24 protein-coding genes are annotated in these 24,885 nt (G+C 45.9%); 10 read left to right on the top strand and 14 right to left on the bottom strand.

All coding sequences use genetic code 11. From position 1 onward, the window contains the following. Positions 1–60 precede the first annotated feature (60 nt). Positions 61–387 (top strand): ribbon-helix-helix domain-containing protein, encoded by a 327-nt coding sequence (locus ACI49J_RS09350; protein WP_240254399.1) that lies wholly within the window; start codon positions 61–63, stop codon positions 385–387. Between the two features lie 24 nt (positions 388–411). Here ACI49J_RS09350 and ACI49J_RS09355 read toward each other — a convergent pair whose 3' ends face one another. The 3 genes from ACI49J_RS09355 to ACI49J_RS09365 form a co-directional block, all read right to left on the bottom strand. After that, the gene (locus tag ACI49J_RS09355; RefSeq protein WP_240254397.1) at positions 412–1,380 is read right to left on the bottom strand and encodes an acetamidase/formamidase family protein; all 969 of its coding nucleotides are present in this window, start codon (positions 1,378–1,380) and stop codon (positions 412–414) included. Positions 1,381–1,420: 40 nt separating this feature from the next. Further along, positions 1,421–2,320, bottom strand: coding sequence for an alcohol dehydrogenase catalytic domain-containing protein (locus ACI49J_RS09360; RefSeq protein ID WP_240254395.1), 900 nt, complete (start codon positions 2,318–2,320; stop codon positions 1,421–1,423). A gap of 131 nt (positions 2,321–2,451) precedes the next feature. Continuing rightward, a complete protein-coding gene (locus ACI49J_RS09365) occupies positions 2,452–3,798 on the bottom strand; it encodes an MFS transporter (protein WP_409366335.1) in 1,347 nt (448 codons plus the stop codon). A 184-nt stretch (positions 3,799–3,982) separates the two neighbouring features. Here ACI49J_RS09365 and ACI49J_RS09370 point away from each other — a divergent pair, with 184 nt between their 5' ends. After that, positions 3,983–5,320, top strand: a complete 1,338-nt coding sequence (locus ACI49J_RS09370; protein ID WP_240254391.1) for an MFS transporter — start codon at positions 3,983–3,985, stop codon at positions 5,318–5,320. A 3-nt stretch (positions 5,321–5,323) separates the two neighbouring features. Here ACI49J_RS09370 and ACI49J_RS09375 read toward each other — a convergent pair whose 3' ends face one another. The 6 genes from ACI49J_RS09375 to ACI49J_RS09400 form a co-directional block, all read right to left on the bottom strand. After that, positions 5,324–6,859, bottom strand: a complete 1,536-nt coding sequence (locus ACI49J_RS09375) for an APC family permease (protein ID WP_240254389.1) — start codon at positions 6,857–6,859, stop codon at positions 5,324–5,326. A gap of 140 nt (positions 6,860–6,999) precedes the next feature. Further along, positions 7,000–8,409 carry an MFS transporter gene (locus ACI49J_RS09380; protein WP_240254387.1) on the bottom strand — a complete coding sequence of 470 codons (1,410 nt, stop codon included), beginning with the start codon at positions 8,407–8,409 and terminating at the stop codon, positions 7,000–7,002. A 203-nt stretch (positions 8,410–8,612) separates the two neighbouring features. Beyond that, positions 8,613–10,262 (bottom strand): ABC transporter permease subunit, encoded by a 1,650-nt coding sequence (locus tag ACI49J_RS09385; protein WP_240254385.1) that lies wholly within the window; start codon positions 10,260–10,262, stop codon positions 8,613–8,615. Continuing rightward, positions 10,259–11,209 carry an ABC transporter ATP-binding protein gene (locus tag ACI49J_RS09390; RefSeq protein ID WP_240254383.1) on the bottom strand — a complete coding sequence of 317 codons (951 nt, stop codon included), beginning with the start codon at positions 11,207–11,209 and terminating at the stop codon, positions 10,259–10,261. The genes ACI49J_RS09385 and ACI49J_RS09390 overlap by 4 nt, the downstream gene beginning before the upstream one ends. 2 nt (positions 11,210–11,211) lie before the next feature. Then, positions 11,212–12,660, bottom strand: a complete 1,449-nt coding sequence (locus ACI49J_RS09395) for an extracellular solute-binding protein (protein WP_409366336.1) — start codon at positions 12,658–12,660, stop codon at positions 11,212–11,214. 185 nt (positions 12,661–12,845) lie between these two features. Then, positions 12,846–13,181: a hypothetical protein gene (locus ACI49J_RS09400; protein ID WP_240254380.1), complete on the bottom strand. Its 336-nt coding sequence runs from the start codon at positions 13,179–13,181 to the stop codon at positions 12,846–12,848. Positions 13,182–13,369: 188 nt separating this feature from the next. On the opposite strand from ACI49J_RS09400, the gene ACI49J_RS09405 reads away from it, so the two are divergent. From ACI49J_RS09405 to ACI49J_RS09420, 4 genes are all read left to right on the top strand, one after another. Beyond that, positions 13,370–13,678 (top strand): hypothetical protein, encoded by a 309-nt coding sequence (locus ACI49J_RS09405; RefSeq protein ID WP_240254379.1) that lies wholly within the window; start codon positions 13,370–13,372, stop codon positions 13,676–13,678. A 636-nt stretch (positions 13,679–14,314) separates the two neighbouring features. Continuing rightward, positions 14,315–14,584 carry a hypothetical protein gene (locus tag ACI49J_RS09410; protein WP_240254378.1) on the top strand — a complete coding sequence of 90 codons (270 nt, stop codon included), beginning with the start codon at positions 14,315–14,317 and terminating at the stop codon, positions 14,582–14,584. Between the two features lie 216 nt (positions 14,585–14,800). Further along, on the top strand, positions 14,801–16,255 hold the full coding sequence (locus ACI49J_RS09415) for a CARDB domain-containing protein (protein ID WP_240254377.1): 1,455 nt from the start codon (positions 14,801–14,803) through the stop codon (positions 16,253–16,255). A gap of 70 nt (positions 16,256–16,325) precedes the next feature. Further along, a complete protein-coding gene (locus ACI49J_RS09420; protein ID WP_240254376.1) occupies positions 16,326–17,510 on the top strand; it encodes an MFS transporter in 1,185 nt (394 codons plus the stop codon). A gap of 38 nt (positions 17,511–17,548) precedes the next feature. Here ACI49J_RS09420 and ACI49J_RS09425 read toward each other — a convergent pair whose 3' ends face one another. From ACI49J_RS09425 to ACI49J_RS09435, 3 genes are all read right to left on the bottom strand, one after another. Then, complete coding sequence (locus ACI49J_RS09425) at positions 17,549–17,911, bottom strand: single-stranded DNA-binding protein (RefSeq protein WP_240254460.1); 363 nt, start codon at positions 17,909–17,911, stop codon at positions 17,549–17,551. A gap of 143 nt (positions 17,912–18,054) precedes the next feature. Then, complete coding sequence (locus ACI49J_RS09430) at positions 18,055–18,975, bottom strand: lactate/malate dehydrogenase family protein (protein WP_240254375.1); 921 nt, start codon at positions 18,973–18,975, stop codon at positions 18,055–18,057. Positions 18,976–19,126: 151 nt separating this feature from the next. After that, positions 19,127–19,603: a DUF4382 domain-containing protein gene (locus tag ACI49J_RS09435; protein ID WP_012020419.1), complete on the bottom strand. Its 477-nt coding sequence runs from the start codon at positions 19,601–19,603 to the stop codon at positions 19,127–19,129. A 395-nt stretch (positions 19,604–19,998) separates the two neighbouring features. Between ACI49J_RS09435 and ACI49J_RS09440 the strand changes: the two genes are divergently transcribed. From ACI49J_RS09440 to ACI49J_RS09450, 3 genes are all read left to right on the top strand, one after another. Continuing rightward, positions 19,999–20,748, top strand: a complete 750-nt coding sequence (locus ACI49J_RS09440; RefSeq protein ID WP_240254373.1) for an AAA family ATPase — start codon at positions 19,999–20,001, stop codon at positions 20,746–20,748. Positions 20,749–20,795: 47 nt separating this feature from the next. Next, complete coding sequence (locus ACI49J_RS09445; RefSeq protein ID WP_240254371.1) at positions 20,796–21,593, top strand: aldo/keto reductase; 798 nt, start codon at positions 20,796–20,798, stop codon at positions 21,591–21,593. Between the two features lie 62 nt (positions 21,594–21,655). Beyond that, positions 21,656–22,855, top strand: coding sequence for an NRAMP family divalent metal transporter (locus ACI49J_RS09450; protein WP_012020416.1), 1,200 nt, complete (start codon positions 21,656–21,658; stop codon positions 22,853–22,855). Here the strand turns inward: ACI49J_RS09450 and ACI49J_RS09455 are convergent. Next, positions 22,852–23,181 (bottom strand): DsrE family protein, encoded by a 330-nt coding sequence (locus ACI49J_RS09455; RefSeq protein WP_240254369.1) that lies wholly within the window; start codon positions 23,179–23,181, stop codon positions 22,852–22,854. The genes ACI49J_RS09450 and ACI49J_RS09455 overlap by 4 nt on opposite strands. Before the next feature lie 102 nt (positions 23,182–23,283). On the opposite strand from ACI49J_RS09455, the gene ACI49J_RS09460 reads away from it, so the two are divergent. Next, entirely contained in the window at positions 23,284–24,042 is a 759-nt protein-coding gene (locus ACI49J_RS09460; protein WP_240254368.1) for a class III extradiol ring-cleavage dioxygenase, read from the top strand. A 1-nt stretch (position 24,043) separates the two neighbouring features. Here ACI49J_RS09460 and ACI49J_RS09465 read toward each other — a convergent pair whose 3' ends face one another. After that, positions 24,044–24,823: a zinc ribbon domain-containing protein gene (locus tag ACI49J_RS09465; RefSeq protein ID WP_240254367.1), complete on the bottom strand. Its 780-nt coding sequence runs from the start codon at positions 24,821–24,823 to the stop codon at positions 24,044–24,046. Positions 24,824–24,885: the final 62 nt, after the last annotated feature.

Raw genomic sequence — 24,885 nt, forward strand, 5'->3', positions numbered from 1 at the left:
AAACATTCACCCGCAAAATTTAACTAAAATTTATTATCCGGTGGACGGTATATTACCTAAATGAAAGTAATATCCTTTAAACTAGAAAGAAACAAAGCCGAGGAGGCGCGGGAAATTCTTAGGGGGCAGAAGGCCACGCTGTCCTCCCAGATAAGAAAATATGTGGAGAGAGTAATTGACCAAAACATTCCAGTTTCCGCTGAACTTGAGGGAGACAGGCTTGTGATCATTACAGTTAAGGTCCCAGATGAACTGTATCAAAAAATATCGAGATTCGTTGAGGAGAAGCATGTAAAGAGAAGTGCCCTACTGAGAACTGCAGTCTATATGTTTGTCGAAGAGAATAAGAGGGCCAAAAACGATCTTACCCCTCTCAATACCACATGAAGGAATGTGATCTATACACTAGGGCTATCTAATTAACCTCAATTTAGGCCTTATCTCCTCAGGGAATATGTCCCTAGGCAAGTATGCCGTCACTATCCAGTTCGGAACATCGACCACTTGGCTTACCTTAAGGTCCACAACGGCGCTAGCGAGCATGTAAGCCTCTACAGGGGTCATATGAGAGGAGAGAACGCCAATAATCCCCTTAATCGCCTTCTTAGCTGCTTCCCATAAGTTGGGATCTATTCCAGGGTATGCCAGGTATTCCTTGAAGTCACCTTCTTTGACTGCAGTAGTCTCAAAGAGGGGTTGAGTAATCCCAGCGTCCTTGTGCAAGGTGACTTTAATTGTCACGTCCATCGGAGCCTCTATTGCAGTCCCGCATACCTCTCCGTCTCCTTGCGCCACGTGTGTGTCCCCAAGGGATAGGAGACCCCCTCTCACAAACACAGGGAGATAAAGCTTCGTACCCTTGGTCAGGTGTTTAATGTCCATGTTTCCACCGTTCTCCCTTGGAGGTATTGTGCTGAATTTACCAGGTGTAGGAAGGGCAGTACCTATAACCCCGGGGAAGGGTCTTGATGGAACCCTTACCTCTATGTCACCGAACTTAGCAATTGCCTCCCTTTCCACCTTCCATATTTTCAGGGCTGGACCTGCTAGGTCAATCGGGGTAGTGTAGGGTTCATTGGCCAGGAATCCGAAGCCTGGCAGAACCCCTGTCCATCCCCATCCCTTCGTCGCAAAATCCAGGAACTCTATCTCAAGTGCGTCCCCCGGTTCTGCTCCCTCAATCTCAACAGGTCCTGTAAGCGGATGAATCCTTGAGAAATCTAGCTTCAGTAGGTCGGAAGGGGAAGATGAAGGGGTCACCTGACCATCTGATGCCTCTCTGGACTCGACCGTTATCACGTCGCCAGACTTGATGGTTAGGACAGGAGACAAGGAGTTGTCCCACTTATTGTGAATTTTACTTGAATGAATTGTGTACATGTTATTACATACACAGGTTAGGAAATTAAGGATTTAGGCCCTAGATCATGAGGACCGCCTTAACCACTCTACGGTTTAGAACGTCTCGGAAAGCCCTTTCGTATTCCGTGAATGGATATGTGGTAACTATTCTCCTTAAATCGAGCTCCTTGATAAGGTGCATTGCCTTATCCCAGAGATAGAACGGACCACATCTGCTCCCTATTAACTGTACCTCATTGACTACGGCGTGGGTTACGTCCAAGGAAACTTCGAGACCATGGGTTGACTTAAGGGCTATCTTCCCCATGGGTCTCACATATCTCATTGCTTCCTCAAGGGCCCTTGTACCCGTGGCCTCAACAACCACATCGTACTTGGGTGAAGATCTAATCGTGGGAATCCCGAGATTCTCAGCAACTCTCATCCTCTCCGGATTATGTCCGTTCAATTCCACGTCGAAACCGTAGTGCTTAAGGACCGCTGCAGATATTATGCCCACGGGACCGTCTCCCAGGACAAGAACCCTGTCGGAAGGTGAAGGATGAACGAGCTCCACCATTCTCAGAACGGCAGCAGTAGGTTCCATCAAGGAAAGTTCCTCAGGTCTAAGACCAACCCTGTCCTCGTGGAGTAGATATCCTGGTAGATCCATGTATTCCCTCATGGCTCCATCCACATCAATCCCCAAGGCCTTCCTATTCTCGCAATGGGTATACATCCCCCTTCTACAGTATTTACAAGTCCAATCAACTAAGTTGATCTCCGAGGTGTAGAGAGCCCCATCCCTCTCCATCGCAAATTCATGACCCAGCACTAGGGGATCCTTCCTAGGAGGATAGTTCCCCTTAACCATTGCAACGTCCGTACCGCACACTCCCACAGATCTTACCTTGAATTCTCCCTTTGTTTCCATCTCCTCCATGGATAATTTCCCTTTCCTTAAAACTAAGGCCCTCATGTCTGAAATGAGATGTCACAGTTAACATAAAAGTTGGTAGGTCTTATCGAGGGCGTAATCAAGCTGAGACGTGAATATAAAACCTTTCAACTAACAACTGATTTATCAGTTCATGAAATAAAAAAGAAGAATTAGTGGGACAATTCTTCCAATTCAATCCTGGATGCTCTTGGACCTAGGACTCCAACGTCTAGAGCAACTATCACAGCCATCACAAACACCACTGTGTACATGCCGACCGCGCCATACTTGGCCAGAACCAGAGGCAATACGCTGAGCCACACATAGTTACCCAGCCTACTAAGGGAGTATTGTACTCCGTCAGCGAAGGCCCTCATCCTAGTGGGATAAAGTTCAGCTCCGTATTGATGGAACGCATTAGAGAATATGTTTGAGAGGAACCCAAACAGGAACCCAGTCGCCACCACTTCCACTGGCGTGATAGCGAACCCAAAGGCCAACCCTGTTATCCCCATGAGTAGCATCACTATACTCACTTGCCATTTCCGGTCAAACCTTTGACTATCAATGATGAAGACTGAGGCAAGAGAACTAAGGAAATAGGACGTGTATATCAACATGGAGTACTCTAACGTATGAACTAGTGTGAAACCCTTACTGGCGAGAACAGATGGAGCCAGTGAGGCGAAACCGTAATAGACCCCGGCCTGAAGGAACTCGAAGATCCATAACATTACCGTCCTTTTCCTATACTCGTTGCTGAAAAGTTCACTTATTCTCACCCTTTGGGACGTGATTACCTGAACCTGTAAAGGCTCCTCCAATGACCCCTTCTCCCTCATTGCTATACTCTCCATGTTGCTGACTATCTTGTCGGCCTTGTCAACTCTTCCCTTGGACTCTAGCCATCTGGGGGACTCTGGAATAAGGAACCTGAAGGGTATTATGGTGAATATCCCCAGGCCTCCTATAATGAATAACCATTTCCATCCAGGAATAAGGTATACGTGGGGAATAAGGAGATAAGCCAGAATCGCCACCACTATGGGAGCTGTCCAGGACGCGGTGTACGCTATGGCAAGGGCTCTTCCCCTAATCCTCGAGGGAAAGAACTCCGTGATTAAAACGTCTAGGACGATGAGGGCCTCCGGACCTACTCCCAGACCCGTAACGAACCTTAAGGCACCCAGTACCTGTATGCTAGGTGAAAACGGGGTTAGCAATAGACCAATACCTGCAATGACCATGTTCAGAATAAGTGATGTTCTTCTGCCGAGTGCATCTCCCACATATGTGAAGATTATGGCTCCCAGAAATGCGCCTAGGAAGAACACGGCAATGTTGTAGTATATTGCGACCGCCGTGGATACCTTATAAAATGCAGAGATAGGGGCAACCACGAAACCCCCCACGAATAGGTCGTATAGCTCAAAGAACTCCCCTAGACTTAACAACACCAGCAACCTGGTGTGGAATGAGGTCCAGGGAAGTCTTTCTATTCTTCCTGCAACAGTCATGACTAACAATTGAATGTTTAGATAATATCTTTTGCTTATACATCCTTCAACTCCTGCTTATTCAGCATTACAATAAAACATTAATCAGGTGTCATTTTTCCTGATAAAATGAAAATAAACTTCATTATATTGGACTTGAATTGAAAGAAAATTCTATTAACCTATGATATTATGGACAGTTGCCATGGAACCTGAAAGATTTGGAGTTGATTCTGTAAAGGCGGTCTCATCCCAGTTTGTGGGATTCCTTCTCGACTCCTACGATCTCACAATGATTTTGAGTATAGCTCCCATCTTAGCCAAGGTTCTTCTACCTCCCGAGTCCCCCCTGCTTGCTACCTTCAACATCATTCTGAGTTACTCCTTAACCATCATCTTTAGACCCCTAGGCTCAGCCATATTTGGAAACCTTGGCGATAAGATTGGGAGGAGAGCTGACCTAATCATCACAGTACTTGGCCTAGGCTTGGTAAGTGCACTCACTGCTGCCCTTCCCACATACTCGGAGGTGGGAATACTCTCCTTCGTTCTTTTTGTTCTCCTCAGGGTACTGGTTGGGATTTTCGCTGGCGGCGAATACTCGGCAGGCCATCCCTTCGCCATGGAGTGGACCCCCTTCAAGTGGAGAGGTTTAATAAGCGGATTTGTACAGGGAGGTTTTTCCTTTGGAGCTGCCTTAGCAGCTGTGGTTGAGGGGGCTTTCGTGGGAATATACGGGTTAAAGGGAGTGGAGGACTTTGCATGGAGATATGTTTTCCTTACTGCTCTAGCACCCGCGGTCATCGCCCTAGCTGTGAGGCTATCAATGAAGGAGACTCCCGTGTTTCAGGATGTGAAGAACAGGAACATGGTCAGGAAAAGTCCGCTCACAGATCTGTTTAGAAAGCCCTACAGGAGGGACTTCTTTCAGGTTATGGTGTACATGACTGGTATGTTCTTTTACGCCTATTCTCTATTTGCCTTCGTGCCAGCGATTCTCGAACATGCTCCCTCGGTGTTTTCCCTTCAAGAGGCTGAGAGCATCTACTCCTACGGTACTTACGCAGCCTTTGCAGGTGCAGTGATGTTTGGGGCCCTTTCCCAGTACCTAGGGAGGAGAAGATTGACACTGATTTGGGTCTTCATTACCTTAATTCTCTCAGTCCCTGTATACTATCTTCTCTTTACCTCCGCGAAGTCAGGTAATGTGATTGGCGCCTCCCTAGCCTCTATGTTGATAGGTATAATAACTCAGGCTCCCTGGGGAATAATACCCATTTATCTCTCCGAGAGATTCAAGGCCTCAATGAGGGCGTCGGGTGTAGGTTTTGGGTATTCATCGGGAATTTTTGTGGGAGGTTGGTTTAGCATATACGTGGAACTCATGCATGAGTATCTGTTCAAGGGAATTGACACGCCAGAGAACGTTTGGTTCTCCACAGCAGCCCTGCTGATTCTAGGTGCAATATTTGTGGGCATAGGACAATACCTGGGTCCAGAAACCCTGGGAACGAGACTAACCGAAGAACTCCAAAAGGTATAAAAATTATTGATTTTCTATTTCTTGTTCGGTTGGGATTTTTATATCTCTCTTCGCTGATATTATACCCCATGGGAAAAACACTGCAACCGAGATTACGGCGACAAGTGCAGATGCCAGATAGAAGTTGATCAAGGAGAGTGCTCCATCACTTCCTATATAGGTCATGAGGGTAATGAAAGCTATATAGGCAATGTACCATAGAGAATTGAAGACGTTTTCAAAAGCCCTGTATACAGCACCGAATATCCCAACAGCTATGGCAATTATGATCACCGAGTAAGGCACCGATGGCCAGCCACTCCAGAATGCAATGAGAGACGAGAACACGAAGGCTAGAGCTGCTATTATTGGTCCCCCCTTGAGTTTATACTCGTATTTCTTCCTCATGGCCATCATAGCCACTGGGTTCACTGCAAATCCTAGATAACCAGCAACAACGGCATCGCTAATCAAGCTGTATATTGTGGGTATTGGGGATGTCAGGAAAGTTATCACTGCGCCCACAATCCCGAACACGAGGAGAGCCCAAACGGGGATTGAGTAGGTACTGTGTAGCTGTTTCATAAGTTTAGTGACTATACCTGTCCTCCCCATGGCAAACAGAACCCTTGTCCCAGCCCCAAGGTAGATGTAACCTGTCACGAATGGCCCAATCAGTGCCACGATGAGAGCCAGTATCAGAAGAGCTGAATTGCTCTGCGATAGGTCCACGAATGGGTTTCCTGGAAGGGCTGAGGTTACCCCTGTCCAGTTTCCTGGAGATAGGGCAACTTTACTCCAGTTTACTCCCCCAACGAATGCGATAGCAAATAATACGTAGATCAAGGTTTGTCCAATCACGGTTAGAATTATGGCAGACGAGAGCCTTCTCCTATCCCTGGCCTCCTCTGCGTAATCCGGTATTACCCTTATTCCTCCGAAGGCAAACATGGCGAGAGGTATTGCCGTGAACATTCCCGCTAGTCCAAATGGTGCTAAACCGCCGTAACTCACGAAGTTCCTGGCAGAGAAAAACACTCCCATAACGCCTAGCGCAAGGGCTACGTACAATACTAGTTTAACTGCTCCGAAGGATGTGGTTGACCTTCCAAAAGCCTTAACGCCGAAATAGTTGAACGGAATGAAGAGGATAAGGAGGATAACTCCAACAAGCCCTCCGATTAGGGTTGGAGTTCCAGCTGGGGTAAGCAAGGAAGGGAAAAAGAAAGTAAGTCCCTCAACCACGGCCAGGGCCTCTATGGGCGGAATGAAAAGGTACCATACTAGATCTGCCATCGCATTAATCAGATTGGTAAGTTTCCCATGCGAATACAGACTGTACCTGGATGGACCACCAGCCTCAGGCAGGTTCATGGAAATTTCGCTATACGTAAGTCCGATAAAAAGGTAGAATACTCCCCCAAGTATCCACGAAATAACCGCTGAAGGACCCGCATCTGCAGTCATTCCTGCGGTGCTGAAAAGAGCACCAGTTCCTACAGCCCCGGCTATTCCGAGGATAATTAGATCCAGATAGCTGAGTTCTTTTTTAAGAGGCATACGTGCTCTAATAATAAAATCATAATATAAGCTTTTTTCATTAAAAGGAATTATTTTTAGCTAGTTCTCGTGAAAACAACCAGTTGAGATAAAAACTAGAAGATGTTCAAGGGAAAAAACTAAATAATATTTAAGAAAATTTAGGTTCCTGCCTCGGCCTCATTGACGCTCTCTAGGCTCCGTCCAATGGTGTTGGGCAGAACCTTAATCAGTATTAACCCCATGATTACCATTGGAACCTGGAACAGAACCCAGGTCTGAACGTTGCCTAGAACTGGTATGAAGTCGAATATAATCGCCGTTGATATTGCAGCACCGAGATGGGCAAATCCGTCGGAAAAGGCGAATGACGTTGCCCTGGCGTAAGTGGGAACATTTTCAGTCCCATTTAAGTAGTTGAGCTGGTTTGACCATCCAACGCCTATGAAATTGGCGAGCACAAGTCCTAGGAAGGTTAAGGGAATATCCCTAGCTATTGCCCCAACCACGGCAATCAGAACCCCAAGTAACATGCCAACAAAATACGAGAAGGTGACCAGAACAGCCCTTCTCACCCTTTCCACCACAAACCTAAGACCTATTGCCCCTAGGAAAGTTGCAATCCCAGCAAGTCCAAACAGGAACGTTATCTCGTTACCCAAGGCTCCGGAGTAGTGAAGGAAAGAGGATGTCCATAGAGGATACTCGGTGAGATAGGGATACTCCCCGAAGTAGAAGAAGAAGATCGATAGCATCACCGCTATTACCCTAACCCTGTACACGGGATTCTTGAAAACCGCGAATGGATCAACTTTTCTCACCTTGTAGTTGAATATAACTGGTTCAGGAAGCTGAGTCATACCCGTTTTCTGCTTTGCCTTCTCCTCCATCTCCTTCACTAGATTCTCAGCCTCTGCCACGTGCCCCTTCACTGCCAGCATTCTCACAGTCTCAGAGGCATGAGATCTTATTACGAGCACAATGAACGCTAAGGTCGCACCGACAGCGAATACTATCCTCCAGCCTATCACTGGATTTGCCAGGACTATTTCCGATGCCAGGAAGGGACCTAGCCCAAGTCCTGCCCATCCCGCAATATAAACTAGATTGAAATATGAAGCCCTCTTCACTGCAGGTACCATCTCCACAAGGTAGACTGGAACGAGAATGAGGTCGCCTCCTATTCCCATTCCCGTTATGAACCTGAAGACTGTGAATGTGGCGAAATTGAAGGATAGGGCATTACCTAAGCTCCCTATACCCGTGAGCAACGCAGTCAAGATCAGTGTAGGTTTCCTTCCTATCTTGTCAGCTAGGTAACCCAGAATCAATGCTCCCGGTATGTATCCAAAGAGACCCATGGATACAACCGTAGGTGCCTCAGATGCTGTTAATCCGGTGTAGGGCAATGACGTAGGAGAGAAGGCTAACCCTATATCTATCACGTCGTAGAGGGCTATGAAGTATCCGAATGCCAGCGAAAGTATCACGGATATGGGCAACACTATGGTGGGAAGCCTATCCACCCTGGCCGTGAGTTCGGCTATTTTTCTATTTGCCTCCTCGGACATGATCCATCAAGTCAATAATACGTTAGGTTCATAAAAACCGCACTTATGATTAATTCACTAAAAGGCTTATGTAAGTGGTATTACTCATAAGTACAAAAGTTAATGTTTTAAGAAGATTTAGAAAAATCTAATACTATACATAGAGAGATTTTAACAATTGAAACAGATTAATCTCGTGGGTTAAGGTAGTGAATGGGGCCCGGCTAAATGAATTTCACCCCACTTCTCTGATCTCCTCTTAGAACCCTGTCAATGGCGAACAGCGTAACGATCATGACAGGTAAAGCTGCCACGAGGGCTGAGGAGGCAAGAAGTCCCCAGTTCAATGACTGATCCCCAATGGCGTCAAGTGCGTACACGGTGATGGTTAGCGCACCGTATGGTGGAAACTTCATGTTGTAGGGTGTGTTAGCGAAGATTAGTGGATAGAAGAGTAGGTGCCAGTTGAACACGAACGAGAGGAGGAAAACCGTGAAGAGGGTGCCCCTTGACAAGGGGAACACTATTCTTGTTAATTTCCTCTTTATTCCAAATACGGACGCCGCGTCGTCATACGCCCTGGGAAAGTCCAGGTAGAAGTTGTAAAATATCCAGGTTGCAAAGGTGGCAGTGAAGATGGGAGTTGAGAGGATTAGTGCCCACCACGTGTTGATGAGTTTGACTGTGGTGAAGAGGAGATAGAGGGGTATGATGAAGGAAGCAGCTGGTAAAGAGTAAAGGTAGATTGATAGGAAGAGCATCCAGCTTAATCCCCTCCTACTTGCCTCATATGACGCTGGCAAGGAAATTAGCACCGTGAATACCGATGCGAGCACTCCCACCACGGCGCTCGTTATGAGGTACGGGACGGCACCCTCAACTGAGGTAATGAAGTAGGAAGGGGTCAGCTTAACCGGCAAGAGCACTGGAGGACTCCTAAAGTCCAGCGAGGCGTTCCTGAATGCTACAAGGACCATCCAGTAGACAGGGAAGTCCAGAAGGAAGAGGATGACAGCACTGAGAACGTAAATTAATACCCGGAATAGGTTATCTGGGATTCTCACGTTTATCGAGGGAAGAAACTTCTTCCTCCTAGACCTAAAGAGAAATATGAGAGCTATGGAGGGCAGTGTAGCCATTAGGCCTAGGATAGCTGCAACGACCTCTCCGCCTGAGAAATTTCCTGTCAAGAATATCTCATCGAAAACCAAGAGAGGTAGGGTTGTTGAAGCGTAACCCGGTCCACCCTGTGTGAGGACATAGGGAAGGTCAAAGTTGCCCATGGCTAGGACGAATTGAAGGAGGAAGGAAATCCAGAAGGCTTTCCCTATCATGGGTATTGCCACCTTACCGTAGAATTGGGATAGGGAAAGACCATCCATGAGGGAGGCCTCCCTCACTTCCTTGGGAATTGACCTTAGAGAGGACACTATCACCAGAAATGAAACTGGAATTGAGGACCACACGCTCACTCCAGTGACCGCCCAGATAGCGGTGGAGCTGAGATATAGCGGATCGAAGGGTACGTGAAAAATGTAGGAGAACCACCCAAACTTGCCGTAAAGGCTTATGGTCCAGATCAGGGCTGAAGACGTAAAGGGGATCGTGTAGGGTAGCATTGTAAGTAGGGAGATGAGTCTGGACCCCCTCCTTGTCATGTCGACTAGAACGGCAAGGATTGTACCAATCACTGCAGATAGTAACGCAGTAAAGAAGGCAAAGATCAAGGTGTTCACGATAATCTCTCCCACGGGAACTAGGGCGAAGATCGAGAAGGCAGACCTAAAATTAACGCCTAGAAGGGCAAACGCACCCAAAAAGGGGATAAGCCCAAAGGCCGTAATATATACCAGGTAGGGATAGACGTACCTCATGACCAAGGACCCGCGTATTTTCTGAACTTAAACCTTACCTCCTCTCCTATTCTTAGCCTGTACGGGTAAAAGGCCCTTATTTCCTCTCCCTCAACTGAGATGTACACCAGATATCTGTCACCCCAAAACTCCACGTCTGTGACCTTGCCCTTCATATCTCCCTGTCCTAGCTCAACATCTTCAGGTCTAACTCCTATCCTCCCCTTCAAGTCCAGGACTTTACCGCTCACTAGGGACATGGGAGGGTTCCCAAAGAACGTAGCAACAAATTCATCCTCGACACGGGAGTAGATCTCCTCTGGTGTACCCATCTGTATTATCCTACCCTGATTCATGATAGCTATCCTATCTGCAAGCGCCATAGCCTCCACCTGATCGTGGGTCACGTAAAGCGTCGTGATCTCGTTCTCCCTCTGAACGTCCCTAATCAACTTCCTGGCGGAAACCCTCTGAATTGCGTCCAGATTGGAGAGGGGTTCATCCATTAGGAAAACCTTGGGCCTCTTGACTAGGGCTCTGGCTAGGGCCACCCTCTGTTGTTGGCCTCCCGACAACTCTGAGGGAAAACGTGAGAGGAGATCACCTATACCCAGCATTGAGGCCATATCCCTGGCCAGCTTTACGGCCTCTTCCCTCTTCATCTCACCCTCCACTGGCATTAGAAGGTTCTCAAGCACGGTCTTGTGGGGATAAAGGGCATAGTTCTGGAAGACCATTGCAACTTCTCGTTTATGAGGAGGTAAATCTGTTATGTCCTTCCCGTCCAGGATAATCCTCCCAGACTCGACTCTCTCTAGTCCTGCAACTGCCCTTAGTAGGGTAGTCTTTCCCGAACCTGAAGGACCTAAAATCACAAAAAATTCTCCCTTATTTATAGATAGATTTACGTTATCTAGGGCTTTAACACTCTTGTAAGTCTTGTTCACGGACTTGAGCTCAACGCTCAAGCTTATCCACCATTGTAGTAGCTCTCAACCGCCGTAGCCCATTGCTGAGCTGCAGTTTCAAGCGCCTGTTGTGGATTACTAATCTGTCCCGTGAGGTAGGAGAAAACTTGATTGTTAAAGTCAGTAATCAATGAGATGTACGTTGGTGGCACGTTCGGTGGGTTGGCCCAGGCGTTCAACGCTGCGTGATAGGTCGCGTTAAGCCACTCCCTCTGATAGCTCGGGATTGAGGTATTGGAAATCAGGTCCTGGAAGGCCTCCTGGTTCACGGGGAACTTTCCGAACTTAAGGAAGGCAATTTCCTGTACCTGAGGCGATACTAGAAACTGTAGGAACTCCTCGGCCAACTGCGGATGAGCCGAGTACTTGCTCACACCTAACAGATCAGTTCCTGTTTCAGCGTATCCGCCAGGTAGCGGGGCCAGGTAGGTGTCCTGTGCAACACTACTATTTAGATATGAGAGTTGACTAGTGAACATGAATCCTCCGGGGGCTTGCGGGAATAGCTCTGGTAGGTTATCGTAGCTAACCTGTAACTGCGAGGGGTTGGGATCGTATTTTACCAGTTGCGCATAGGTCTCAAGCGCCTCCACTCCAGCACTGGAATTGAAGGAAGGAACTGGGAACTTCATGCCAGCAGGAATGTAACCGGTGAACATGATGTTGAAGCCTGGTATCCCAGTGGTTCCGTTGGATATGGAGTTATCCCTGATGTAGTACCATCCATAAACTGCTGGGAAGGCATCAATTATTCCGTGGGACACATGATCATCTATAAGGAATCCGTATTGAGTGATGTTGTGAGAGGTGAGGAACTGGTCTGCCCAGATAACCTCAATCCAATTAGTCCAGTCGTTGGGATTAAAGGGCACGTGATACTCGCTTGTGAAGTCATTGGCTAACGTCTGGTTATTGAAAATGGACTCCCTATAGGCCATGAGATATACCGCAGTTTCATAGGAAACACCTACAACTTCCCTCTGTCCTGTTGTAACGTTATAGATTATCCCGCCGAAGTCCTCCTGCTGCGCTATCACCTGTGAAAGGTTGAAGTTTGTTAGATTCAAGAGATAGGGAGAAACTCTTTGAGCCGACGTTGAGGTAAATCCAATAATGTCGTACTGGGAGGAGTGACCTGTGAGTACTGTAAGCTCCTTGTCAATGTAGTCGCTGAACGGATATTGGATTACTTGTACCTGCACATTGGGGTGCTCCTGATGGAAAAGTTCTCCCGCATATTGGATGAATTGTGCTGATTCCCCTGAAAACGTTACAACCGTGAGAGTTACGTTTGAGCTCGTGGTCGTTGTAGAAGTGCTACTAGTGGATGTATTAGATGGAGGTGTTGTGACGTGGCTTGGTTTAGATGTGAGCTCTATTATGGCCACGGCTGCAACTACGACTACTACGACTACTACAAGGGCTACAATTTTACCTGAAAGACCCTTCATAAGTTTCTATAACGATACAGGAATATAAACTTAGTATTTTACGTACTATCCCAGGGAGAGTAAGTTTTAATCTCAAACCAAGATTCAAGGGATTAATAATGAACGACTTCCATGAAGATGGAGAGACCTCAAAAGGTTGTGATTTAATCCTCGTTCTAACCAAATTGAAAAAGGTTTACTTAATCCTAGGAAGTCTTACTTTTCCTGGCAGTTATATATGCCAGCGTAGTTAATATTACAATTATAATGTCTAGTACGAAAGTACCTATTACATAACTGTTTATTGCTGGTAATGGAAATCCGAGGACTGGTGCTGGATAGATTCTAGACTCTGTAAGAAGAAGGTAATTAGCCCAATTAAGGACTAGAACAGGAAGATAGAGTAGCCTGAATCCAACGATCAATACTACGGCGCCAACTATCATTAGGACAGCGTCGATTATGAAAAATTCTCCCACCAGGGGTAACCTCTTCAGGAGTTCTGTCGACAGAAAAAAGTGGATCACAGACCAGACTACCATCAGGACTCCTCCTAAATATCTTAATACACCGTTTACTGTTGAAGTGTTACTCATTAAACTGGGTTTGACGTGGAGTATAAATATGCCTTTTCCCAAATTGTAAAAACTTAATCATATACAACGTGAGTTTCTAAACCTGACAAGATTTGGGTAAAAGTATTATAATGTTGAATAACCCTGTTAAAGTAATGAAGGCTCTAGGCGTTTCTCAAATAGCCGTCATAGCAATAACAGTAATAGTTCTAGTTATGGGCGGAGCGTTCATGGGAATGGCCCTGACCCACATGTCCTCCCACGCTAAGACTCAATCATCAAGCACCACTACAATGACATCTTCGAGCGGTTCATCTGGAACTTCGTCAACGGGATCATCTAGCGGTTCATCTTCATCAGGTAGTTCCTCTAACAGTAGTTCATCAGGCAGTTCCTCAAGCGGTTCATCTTCGTCAGGTAGTTCGAGTTCCTCTGGTTCCTCAGGAGGATATAGCTGGGGTTAACATAGCTAAGTTAAAAATTTTTAAAATAAATTCTATATTTTTGATTTTATTTCTTAAGGTTGTAGAAAAGTAAAATCTCTATAACGGAGCCAGGCATAGAGGAACAGTAAGAGATGTCGGGGATGAAACACAATAATTTGATTTCACATTAACTAATATTGAGAGGGGAAGGTACTATCAATTTAAGTCAACTGGGAAGGCAGTAGTCTGGAATAAGATGAATTATGAACGTCTGGGGAGCCCTATACCCTTTACATCTGGCTAAATCCCCTAGTTCATTGCTAGGTTCATTAATGAGTAGGTATACGGACATCAGGTAATGATGACAGGTAACTCACTGTACAATGTTCTCTGAAGAACTTCAGAACACAGTGCCCCTCCTAATCAAATGTTTAAGTTTACATGCATGGATTATGTTTGCGTCAGAGAATCACCGAAGCCATGGCTCAACTCATGAGGAGTATAGGAAGCAAGGCTTTCAGAGGCTAAATACAAGGCAAATATAGCTAGAAAGTTTCTAGACAAGAATCTCACAAGGAACTTCTGCCGGCAAACCATTTCAAGCTTGGAGAGCGCTAGTCTCAGCCTTTGTAGCCGAGAATAAAGATAAATTAGCCAAATCTATTTCCAGGAAAGGTGAAAATAAAAGGCAGTAAGAAGGTTGAAAAAGTTGACTGGATCATTGCCATGATGCCTGCAACTCTCCTGAACCGGGTGGGTCAAGTAATTGGCGGTAAAATTGATGTCTATACTAACTTAGCCCTTCTCCTTCACTCCTATCAATACAATGACCCCGACTCACAGGGTATTCTAAGTCCTTATTTAACCGAGGAGTCAGCAAAATATGACATAATTACTCTTCTTAGGGTCATAGATGAGTTACTAAAGGAAAAGGGATTTTCTTGACGTAATGTTAAAATTCAGGGGGTCTAGTTACAGTACAAAGTCCTATGTTAGCCTTGTACGTTCTGTGTGTCGTATGACCCATTCGCCATGTCATGACATCGCGTGATGAGATATCATTGTCTTATTCAGGTTTCTCACTTAGTGTTCTTTGGTATAGTGACAATTGGCCTGTTCTGATAAAGTTTTAATATTGGTGCTCAAAAAATGCTTGGGATCATGAGACAAATCTTAGGCTCAACATTGTTAATTTTACTACTCGGATCTTTCATAGGATTAATTGCCGGCTCTATTGGCACTGGAGCCTCTACTACTCAAACTTACAACGTCACCTTTATGGAGCATGGATTGCCCAGCGGAACCATGTGGTCCGTTACCTTTAACGGACAGACAAAGAACTCCACGAGCAATGAGATAGTGTTTCAAGTTCAGGGAGCAAGTTACTCATCCTTCTCAATTCCAAACGTGGGCAACTACATTCCAACGCCTTCCAGTGGGCAAGTGTTCGTGAATTCCTCGCTTAGTATAAACGTGACGTTCGCTCTTCCATTCGTTAAGCTAGTGATTGCTAAGTTAGTGGTTTTACAGCAAAGTACCGGAGCCTCAGTCACGGAGCTACAGCCTGGCACATCATATGTTGTTGGTGTGGAGGTTCAGAATCAGGGGAACGTTAATGCGCTCACAGAGGTGAATGAGACAGTCCTCTACAACGGAAAAGTCGTTACGTCTGACGTTCCCATAGCTAGCATAGCTCCTGGGGCCTCGGAGACACTAAGCTTTATCTGGACCCCATCCACTGCAGGTATATATACGTTCCTTGTTAACGTCAAGGCCAATCCCAACATCTCAGTAAGCGAGACGTATCCACTTTACGTGGGAGTATCGCCAGTGAATGTATACAACGTGAGCTTTGTGCAGACAGGCCTACCCGCGGGGACACAATGGTCCGTTACCCTCAACGGCACAACTAAATCATCAACCTCCAACATGATAACCTTCCAGGTTCCAGCCGGAACCTACACCTATTCGGTGCAGAACGTTACAGGTTATCTAAGCAAGGATGTTACCGGTGAAGTCACGGTGAAAAACAGCTCGGTAACTGTACAAATCACTTTCCTCCCCTTGGTGTTTAAGCCAGTGGCAACACTATTAGTTTCCTATAACAGTCAGGAAGTTACCCAGTTACAAACCAACATTACGTATGACTTAATAGTCACTGTAAAGAATGAAGGGAACACTTCAGGTCAGGGTTATGTTCTCGTCATAGCATCTCAGGGTTCGACGACCGTCCTTAACAAGGCCTTGAACTATACCTTAAAGCCAGGGCAGGCTGAGAATTTTACCCTGCTCTTTAACCTCAACTCGACGCAACCCCTTTCCATCAAGGTAAGCACATACTCTTTGACCCCCAAGGGAGAAGTTCCAGTCTACAACTCATCCTCACAGTTCACAGTTGTTCAACAGCCTACCACGACTAAGACAGCAACCACTAACACATCCACGTCAACGACAAATACGACGAAAACCACAACCACTAACACATCCACGTCGACAACCACAACATCTACTTCGTCTACATCGTCCTCGAGCTCGTCTAATACCTTGCTGATTGTGGGAGTAGTTGTAGTCGTCATCGTTATAGCGGTGGCAGTGGTTTTCCTAAGACGGAAATAATTTTTATTTTCCTTTTTATCTAGCTTTTTCGCAATCAAGTTTTTAAATTATAATTTCTATTTCGGGGTTCATGAGATCTAATTTCATAGGCGCATATCTCTCGTGGGTGATGGACTCTTACGACCTCGGGGCAGTGGTGATAACGGCAACCATCCTAGAGAAGGTATTTTACCCCACGCTAGGTTTGCTTGGTGCAGTTTTACCCATTATTTTTACAGTGGTCACGAGACCCCTAGGCGGTTTCCTTTTCGGGTTTTTCGCTGACCTTCAGGGGAGAAAGAAGGCCCTCATTATCACGGTCTTAGGTTATTCCCTCTCCATAGGTCTCACGGGATTGGTACCACCCTACGCTCAGATTGGCATACTGGCCCCTGTCACAGTTTCCCTGCTGAGGGTAATTCAGGGGATTTTCATTGGCGGTGACGTGTCGAGCTCATTCACCCTAGCCATGGAGAGCGTATCAAGGTGGAGGGGGCTTCTTTCTGGCGTCATGCAGTCAGGTACTCTACTAGGTTTCGTGATCGTAGACTTACTTTTCACATCCCTAGCAAAGACGCCTGGTTTCTTCGTCACAGGTTGGAGGTATATCTTCTTCATAGGCGTAATCCCAGCAGTTTTGGCCCTCCTGATACGCGCCAAGGTTACCGAACCCAAGATATACGTGGAGGCACAAAAGGACTATCCAATTAAGGGTCTATCTCCGTTATGGCAAACTATCCTGGTTATGATAGGTTTCTGGGTAATGATATACGCCGGACCACAGTTCATACCCGTGTATCTAGGACAGGTTCTTCACCTATCTCCGCAGGTGTACGGTTTCCTGGCGTTGATCATGAACGTTGTTGGCATACCTGCAATGGTGCTCTCTGGCCTCCTCTCTGACTTCGTGGGAAGGAAAGTCATGGGCATTGTGGGGGTAGTTGTGGGGTTGCTCACGGCTTCATGGTTCTACCTTGCAGGGTCTCCTACATTATTGGCCATGGTGCTTTTCGGCTTTGGAATGAACCTTGCTTCAGCCATATCTCCCAGCTACCTGGCTGAGAGGTTTAAGACGTTTAGTAGGGCCACGGGAGTGGGCTTCTCTTACAACGGAGCCTTCATAGTTGCTGGTTTTACTCAACTGTTTATTTCTCAGCTTTCCACGGTGACCTCAGTATCACATTCGGCAGTGATTGTTCTTGGTCTAGGGGCGATAATAGCTGGGATTGGTCTAGGAGTAGGTCCAGAAACCTTGAAGGTCTCAAATCTTAACTAGAATAAAGCAAAATAATGAGTTAAAATAAAAATAATTTTTTAGTACCTTCCGTACCTTCTTCTTGGTTCCTCTTCAACAACTTTATTGGACACATTGTTTTGAGTATTTACCTCAAAGGTACCCTGGGTCTCCACCATCTTCCCAGTCCTACCAAGGGATAGCCTCATGGATCCCCTATGTACTGAGACGAAACCGTCCTCTATTGCAAATACCTTTCCCTGGGATACCTTCTGAATATTTGAATCCCATACACTCATGAGGATGGAACCTGTCTCATCCCCAACAAGAACGTCCATCACCTGATGAGAAGAACCGTCCTTTCCAATTACATTTCTTTTTTCTCCAAGACTAACTACCTTTACAGTTACGTCTGCCCTTCTTCTGGGCTCTAGGTCTTTCACTTTCAATTTTTGAACCTAACTTATAGTGGAGTCCGTAGATATTAAAGTAGTGTAAATCAAAGCTCATCCGAGTTAAACACCAAGGGTTTTAGGGAAGAATGTGAAAATACTAAGTCGTTGAAAAATTGGAAAATAAATGAGCCTTAAGCCTTGGTTGCCTGTTCCAGCTGCTTTAGATTTTCCTTGTATGCCTCGTAGAAGTCCTTCATTGCGGAGTTTAGATGCCACCTATCCTTCTCATCTAGAAGGGACTCCAGGGACGGACCTATACTAGACCCTACAACTGTGGGAGCGCTCACGTGTATTATCTCCTTCTCGTACTCCTTCGGAGTTGCGATACTCATAACCCTATTCTCGCTGAACGCAATGGACTTGATGATGTCAGCTATGATGGTCCCAGGACCCCAGGTGGTACCACCTATTACCCTGATTATCTCGCCAGGAATCTTCTTGACGTAATCGCTTACCTCGTCCTTGTTAATGTTGAACTCATCCACGGGTTTTCCCTTAATCTTCACGGTACTCCACAGGACCACGGCATCCTCCCCATGTTCACCTCCCACGAATCCATCCACGGAGGTCACGGGCATCTTGAGCTTCTTTGCAATGAAGGATCTCATTCTCATGGTCTCTACCTGATCTCCGGCGCTTATGGTGAACTGCTTGGAGTATTTCATGAACACCGATGCCATCATGTCAACTGGGTTTGCTACCATTAGGTATATCGCTCCAGGATTCTTAGGGGGAAGTTTCTGAGCTAGGTCTATCATTATCTTAGCGTTGTCCACGAATAGATCTCTCCTGCTCATACCTGGTTTCCTAGGTTTACCAGCCGAGATAACAACGATGTCCATTCCAGATACGTCATCTAGGGAATTGGTCCCTAGAACATTTGCCTTTATTCCCTTGGTCGCGAAGGCGTGCCTAAGCTCATGCTCAAATTTGTCTGGGAGTTCAGGAATGATATCATAAATTACAGCCTCATCCACAGCCCCGCTCACCAGGGCCGAGTAAGCTATGGTTTGTCCAATTTTTCCCGCTCCTATGAAACCTACCTTAGCCATTTTTACTCATTATAGATTTGAAACGGTTTTTATTAAAGCTTAGGAAAGTGGATTTTCGGGAAACCATGTAACAAGAGTAAATGATCAAAGGAGCTTAATTCCAAAAATCTAGTTGGCATGAGAGACCGCCCATCGAGGAGAACGGGTGAGTCTAGTTTATAGCTTCAGCAGTAATTGATGGGGAAATTATAAGTGATCCGCTGGATATGGACATATGGGGGAAGCTTATTATCACTTCGGCGTTTTGGGTAGGAGATACTATTAGGTCCTTATCTGCAATGAAATGAATCTTCAAAACGTTGCTAGGTATGGTTACACTTACCCCTAGAACTGATGTGGATGCGTTCTTTATATAGAGGAATATTTCGTTATATTTCCCTGCGGGTATTCTGCCTGATACGAGTTGAGTTAGGTTAGACCCTAGTTGATAGACTATGGTCTTATTGGAAACTGTAATCCAAGAACCATTAACTTCGTGCAACATAATTGATGTGATTGTCAAGGTCACTGAAACGCTAGGTGCATCCTCTGCGTACACCGTTACGGGACCTGTGGTTAAAAATTGATAACCGAAGTATCCCACCACGATTAAGACTACTACCGCAACACCTACTAACCACAGCTTCATATTACTCCTTTTAGATATCACGATTAAAAGTTTGTCAATAGGCAGTTTACTAATTAAGGGACTAGCAATTTAGGGGTATGATCACGATTCAAAACAAAGCACCATCTCGCAATACTAATCAAATTCCAATATCACGCTATTAAACGTAATGATGACAATATTGGAAACATAATTAGAGGAATTCCTCCCCATCAAGACCAGATACTAGCTTTCTTTAGTTACAGGTTTAAATGTATTATTGATCAGAGCATATTTAAAAATGCCAGGAGAAAATTGTAATTGGAAGAACGTTGTTTAATACGGTTTATTTTCTATATGATATCTATAGTCTTCATAGAAGATTCATGGAAAATTTCTTACAAACATTTAAATTAGGTTCCTCCTAGAAGATAATAATGCTTATAATTGAAGTTACAGGTGTCAAGGGTGGTGCTGGTAGATCTACGATTTCTGCCCTTCTCGCACTATCTATGGCAAAGAAGGGAACTGACGTTATCCTCTTAGATCTTGATCCACTTGGATGGAGTTCGTATCTCATGGAGGTTAGGCGGGAGGGATTACTTCCATCCATACTGTCAAGTAACACGGGGGACCTATGGACTGATATCGAATTGGAAGGTCAAACAATTAGGGTTATCAAGATGCTGGGCAACGGTAGTAAGTTAAACGATGGCTTGTACGCCATTTACAGTGATGCAAAGAAGAGAGAGATGTTTGAACATGTCATGGTCTCTGCAATTCAGGAGAGATTCGGAATAGTAATTGCAGATTCATCAACTCAGATAACTGAGGGAAGTAGTATTCTTTTTGATAAAATTAGAGAAATTGTTAAGGAACCGATTCACATTCGGAAAATCTTCGTAACTGATATGAATAAATTTGATGTTGATAGCACCCTTAACGCGATGAAGAATGAAAGGGGTGAGATCCTAGGAACAGTCATTAACATGGTCCCGCCTATTCCATCCTTCTTTGAGTTAGCTGAAACTTATGCTTACCTGTTCAAGGGAATTGTCACTATTGTCCCCTTTATAGAATCCCTATTTAATGCCTCGAGTGTGACCCTATCTCTAGTTCCTCCCCAAATTCAGGAGTTGGCAAATCACGTATTCAAACCAATTCCTGATTTCATGTTGATAATGTAGGCCATCCACGGCTCATTCTTATTAATTAGGCGTGAGAGAAACATGTCATGAATCTGTGTGATAAGAAAGTATCAAAGATAGGATTTGGCACGTGGAAAATTGGAGGAGGTTACTGGTCCGCCGACAGGACCCGTGACTCTCAATGGATCGAGTTAATTCGTTACGTGTACGAAAAGGGGATCAACCTATTTGATACGGCCGAAATGTATGGTGGAGGACACACAGAAGAACTCATTGGTCAGGCGCTGAGGAATTACGATCAGGAGGATTTCACCATTGTAACCAAGGTCTGGAATAATCACCTCTCCCACGACGATGTGATAAAATCTGCAAAGGCAAGTCTTAGAAGGCTTGGCCTAAAATCCATCGATGTTTACCTAATTCATTGGCCATCTCCGAGCGTCCCGCTCAGGGAGACCATAAGGGCCATGGAGAAGCTGGTTGATGAGGGGGTTGTGAGGTGTATCGGAGTTAGCAACTTTGACGTTGCCCTTGTACAGGAAGCTATGGAGGTAACAGCCAAGTGTCAGATTGAGGCGAACGAAATAGAGTACAGCTACATCCATAGGGATCCAGAGGTCCAACTTATTCCTTTCCTAGAGAAAAACAACATCAAGGTTATAGCCTATTCACCCTTGGGTAGGGGAGAGATCTCTAGGGAGCCTAGGCTAGAGGAGGTTGCGAAAAGGTACGGGGTTACCCCCATTCAGGTGGGTCTGAACTACGTTGCCAGAAGAGCTATACCCATTCCAAAGGCATCCACTAAGGCCCATGTGGATGAGCTCGCTAAGGTCCTGGAATGGGACCTGAGAGAGGAGGACTACCTCTACCTATCCAGGTCGTGATTCCCTTCTACCTAAGTCTTTAGGGCTAAAGTTTTTATTCAACAAAGTTACTATTCTTTACGATGAATCGTAAATGGAATACGCCGACTCGTAAATTGACAAATCTGCTAGTGTTGTTCGGACCCGCCTGGCTCGTTATGATGGCGGACATGGATGCGTCTAGCACTATTGGGGCTGCAGAGACTGGGGCAGTGCTGAAGTACTCTCTGGTCTGGTTTCTGCTCCTGCTCACCATCCCGCTCTACTTCATTCAGGAGGTTTCTGGGAGGATCGGAATAGCCACAGGAAAGGGGCTGGGGGAGATAATCAGGGAGAGATATTCCAGGAAGGTTTCCCTGGCAATGGCATTACCCATGGCACTCACTGACGTTCTCACGTATGCCGTGGAATATGCAGGAGCTGCGGTTGGTCTTGCAGTCTTTGGGATACCCGTCATTGTATCGGTTCCCATAATTTTCACTGCTCACTTACTCCTGATGCTGGGGAGAAAGTACGAGCAGGCAGAGAGGGTACTCCTCTTCATCTCGCCCATTCTCTTTGTGGGTTTTGCCCTCGTCCTGGTGGAGAGCGGAATAAAACCTTACCCCTTGTTCTATTTCTCCCTTTCACCAAGCTTCGTGTTCCTCTTGGCAGCTAACGTGGGGGCCGTGGTAATGCCCTTCATGCTATTTTTCCAAGCCTCGGCCACGGCCATCAAGTACTCCACTAGAAGATTTGTGCCCAAGCGAGTTGCTATTAACAGGATAAGAATGGAAACTGCAGTGGGGGCATTGGCCACAGAGCTCCTCATGGTTCTGGTGGAAATGAGTATGGCTGGGGCAGACCCCAGCACGAACTTTCTCTCTCCCCAGTCCATCTCCAAAGCCCTGAGCTCCTTTGCTGGTCCGCTCTCGCCCATCTTCTTTGGGGTAGGACTAGTTGCAGCAGCCTTCCTGGCCTTAGTGGTAATATCCTTAGGAAGTGCTTGGGGGGTTGTGGAAGCTCTAGGCGTAGGAAGAGAGAAGACCTTCATTGTCTATATACTGGAAAGCGTTCCAGCTGCACTGGCCATATCCCTAGTTCCAACCCAGGAGCTCGCAAACGCGGTGTTGAATCTACTAGTATTTCTTGTTCTTGCCCTAGTGGGTCCTGGGGTAATTCAGGGCCTAATATCCTCGGATGAGAAGGTTATGGGAGATCTAAAAAACACGAGACTGCAATCTCTCCTCTATTGGGCCAGCCTCGCGTTTGTTCTCGTGTTTGGGTTCCTTGCGATATTTTAGAATGTGATGACTTCGTAGCCTTGATTCACATACTTGGAAAGAGTCTCACCCATGGGCGTTAGCCTCACTCCCATCTGTATAAGGGTGTCCTTTATTCCCATGTTCTCCGCTACGCCCACACAGGCGGAATCAATACTTCCGTTCTTGAGCATCTCCTCAAACATGTTCCTTAGGTCTCCCTGAAGTGTTGTGAGTGCCTTCTGGCTAGGTCCGAAAAAGAGTAACTTCAGATCGTCATACCTCTTGTTCTTGATTGAATTGTACGCCATCCTTAGAGCTAACCCTAATTTTTCGTCTCCTGACATTACGAGGAAAACTACTTTCATGGTAAAATTAATTAGTTTTATCGCTATTTAACATCTTCTTACCAAGAATTGGCAGAAAGAATTATAAGTAAAGAAATCTAGTTTACCTAATAAAGTGATCCCATGATAGGCCTTTTCGTGTCCCACGGATCTCCAACCATTCTAGTGGAGGACATACCTTGGAAGAAGTTGATGAGGGAAGTTGGGGAGAAGATTAGGAGTGAGGTGAACCCCGAGACGGTGGTCGTGATTAGCCCTCACTTTATATCATGGAGTGGAAAACATCTAGTTGAGGTTCAGGAGAAGCTTGAATGCATCCAGGATTATTACGGATTTCCAGACGAACTTTACAAGTTCTGTTACTCGGCAGACAATGACGTAGAGTTAGCAAGGCAAATAGTCAGTGCGGGAAAGAAAGCTGGACTTGAGGTTGAGGAAGATTCGTCCTGGGGACTGGATCACGGAGCGTGGATACCCCTGAGCTACATGTTTCCCGGCCTGAGGGTTGTGAGTATCTCAATCACGGACGGGTCACCTCAGGAACACTATAAGTTGGGGCAGGTAATAGCCCAGGCATCCTCAGGGAGGAGAGTCCTAATCGTGGGAACCGGATCACCTACACACAGGCTTGACGGGTTATATCTCGGGGTTAAACCTAGACAATCAAGATTCGATCAGGTTCTAATGGACCTGCTAAAGGAAGGAAAGTTCGACGAGATAATGGAGTTGCCAAAGACGAAAATGTGGGTGGAGGCACAGCCCGAGGGACTACTCAATCCCCTATACACCGTGCTAGGTTTCGTGAAGCCGAGAAGGGCCGAGATACTTGGATACGACGTCCCTTGGGGAGGAGTTAGCATGCTTGCGGTAAGATTCGAGTGAGTTATCCAGAGCTTCTCCTATTCCCGTGAATTAAAGTCCTTGACTCCAGATAAATTAGAAATTGGCCTCCCATGAGGAGAAACCCAAGCTCTGGAAAAAGAAGAAATGATATCAAACCTATGAGGGAGAGTAGCGCTCCTACCTTGAGTCCTGGCCTTGTCATGGCGTTAGCTATTTTGTAAACTCCGATGGTTATTCCCAATCCGCCAATTAGGAAGAGGATAAACCCTAGGTCAATTAGGATTACCGCTAGAGGATTTTTTGACAAATCAGTTAGATTAAGTTTCGTAACGTTGAGCTCCACCACACCTATTCCCGATACAAGGAGAAGAAAGCCTGGTAGGAGGAGGAAAGAGAGTAGTGATGAATTCCTTAACCTTTCGTCGAATAGCCTGAAAGCTACCGAGTAGCTTCCAGTTCCCATGCCTAGAAAAACCACCGAGACTAGTCCGAAAATACTTTGAACCAAGGTATTTATGGGTGGTAAAGAGAGTAGGAGGAAAAGGATTCCAATCATTAGGTAGAGTGCGCCATCTCTTAGTCTAGTCATGGATTCTTCCCTGGATCTCTCCTCCCTTCTAGTTTCCTCCACTTGAAAGGGAATAATCTTTAGTGGATATCTGCATCGCTCACATATGGACGCTCCGGGAGGATTCTCGTAACCGCATCTGGGGCACCTCGTGGAGAAGCTCTCTGACGAGAGCGTTAGTGGATATCTGCATCGCTCACACATAGTGGCTGAGTCGCTATTCTCGTAACCGCATCTGGGGCACCTTTTCATACCTCAATCTATTCAGCGCTCATTTTAAACACTCATCAACATAGTAAAGGGGAACATTCATT

The sequence above is a fragment of the Metallosphaera sp. D4-4 genome, from assembly GCF_046245145.1.
Lineage (GTDB): Archaea > Thermoproteota > Thermoprotei_A > Sulfolobales > Sulfolobaceae > Metallosphaera > Metallosphaera sedula.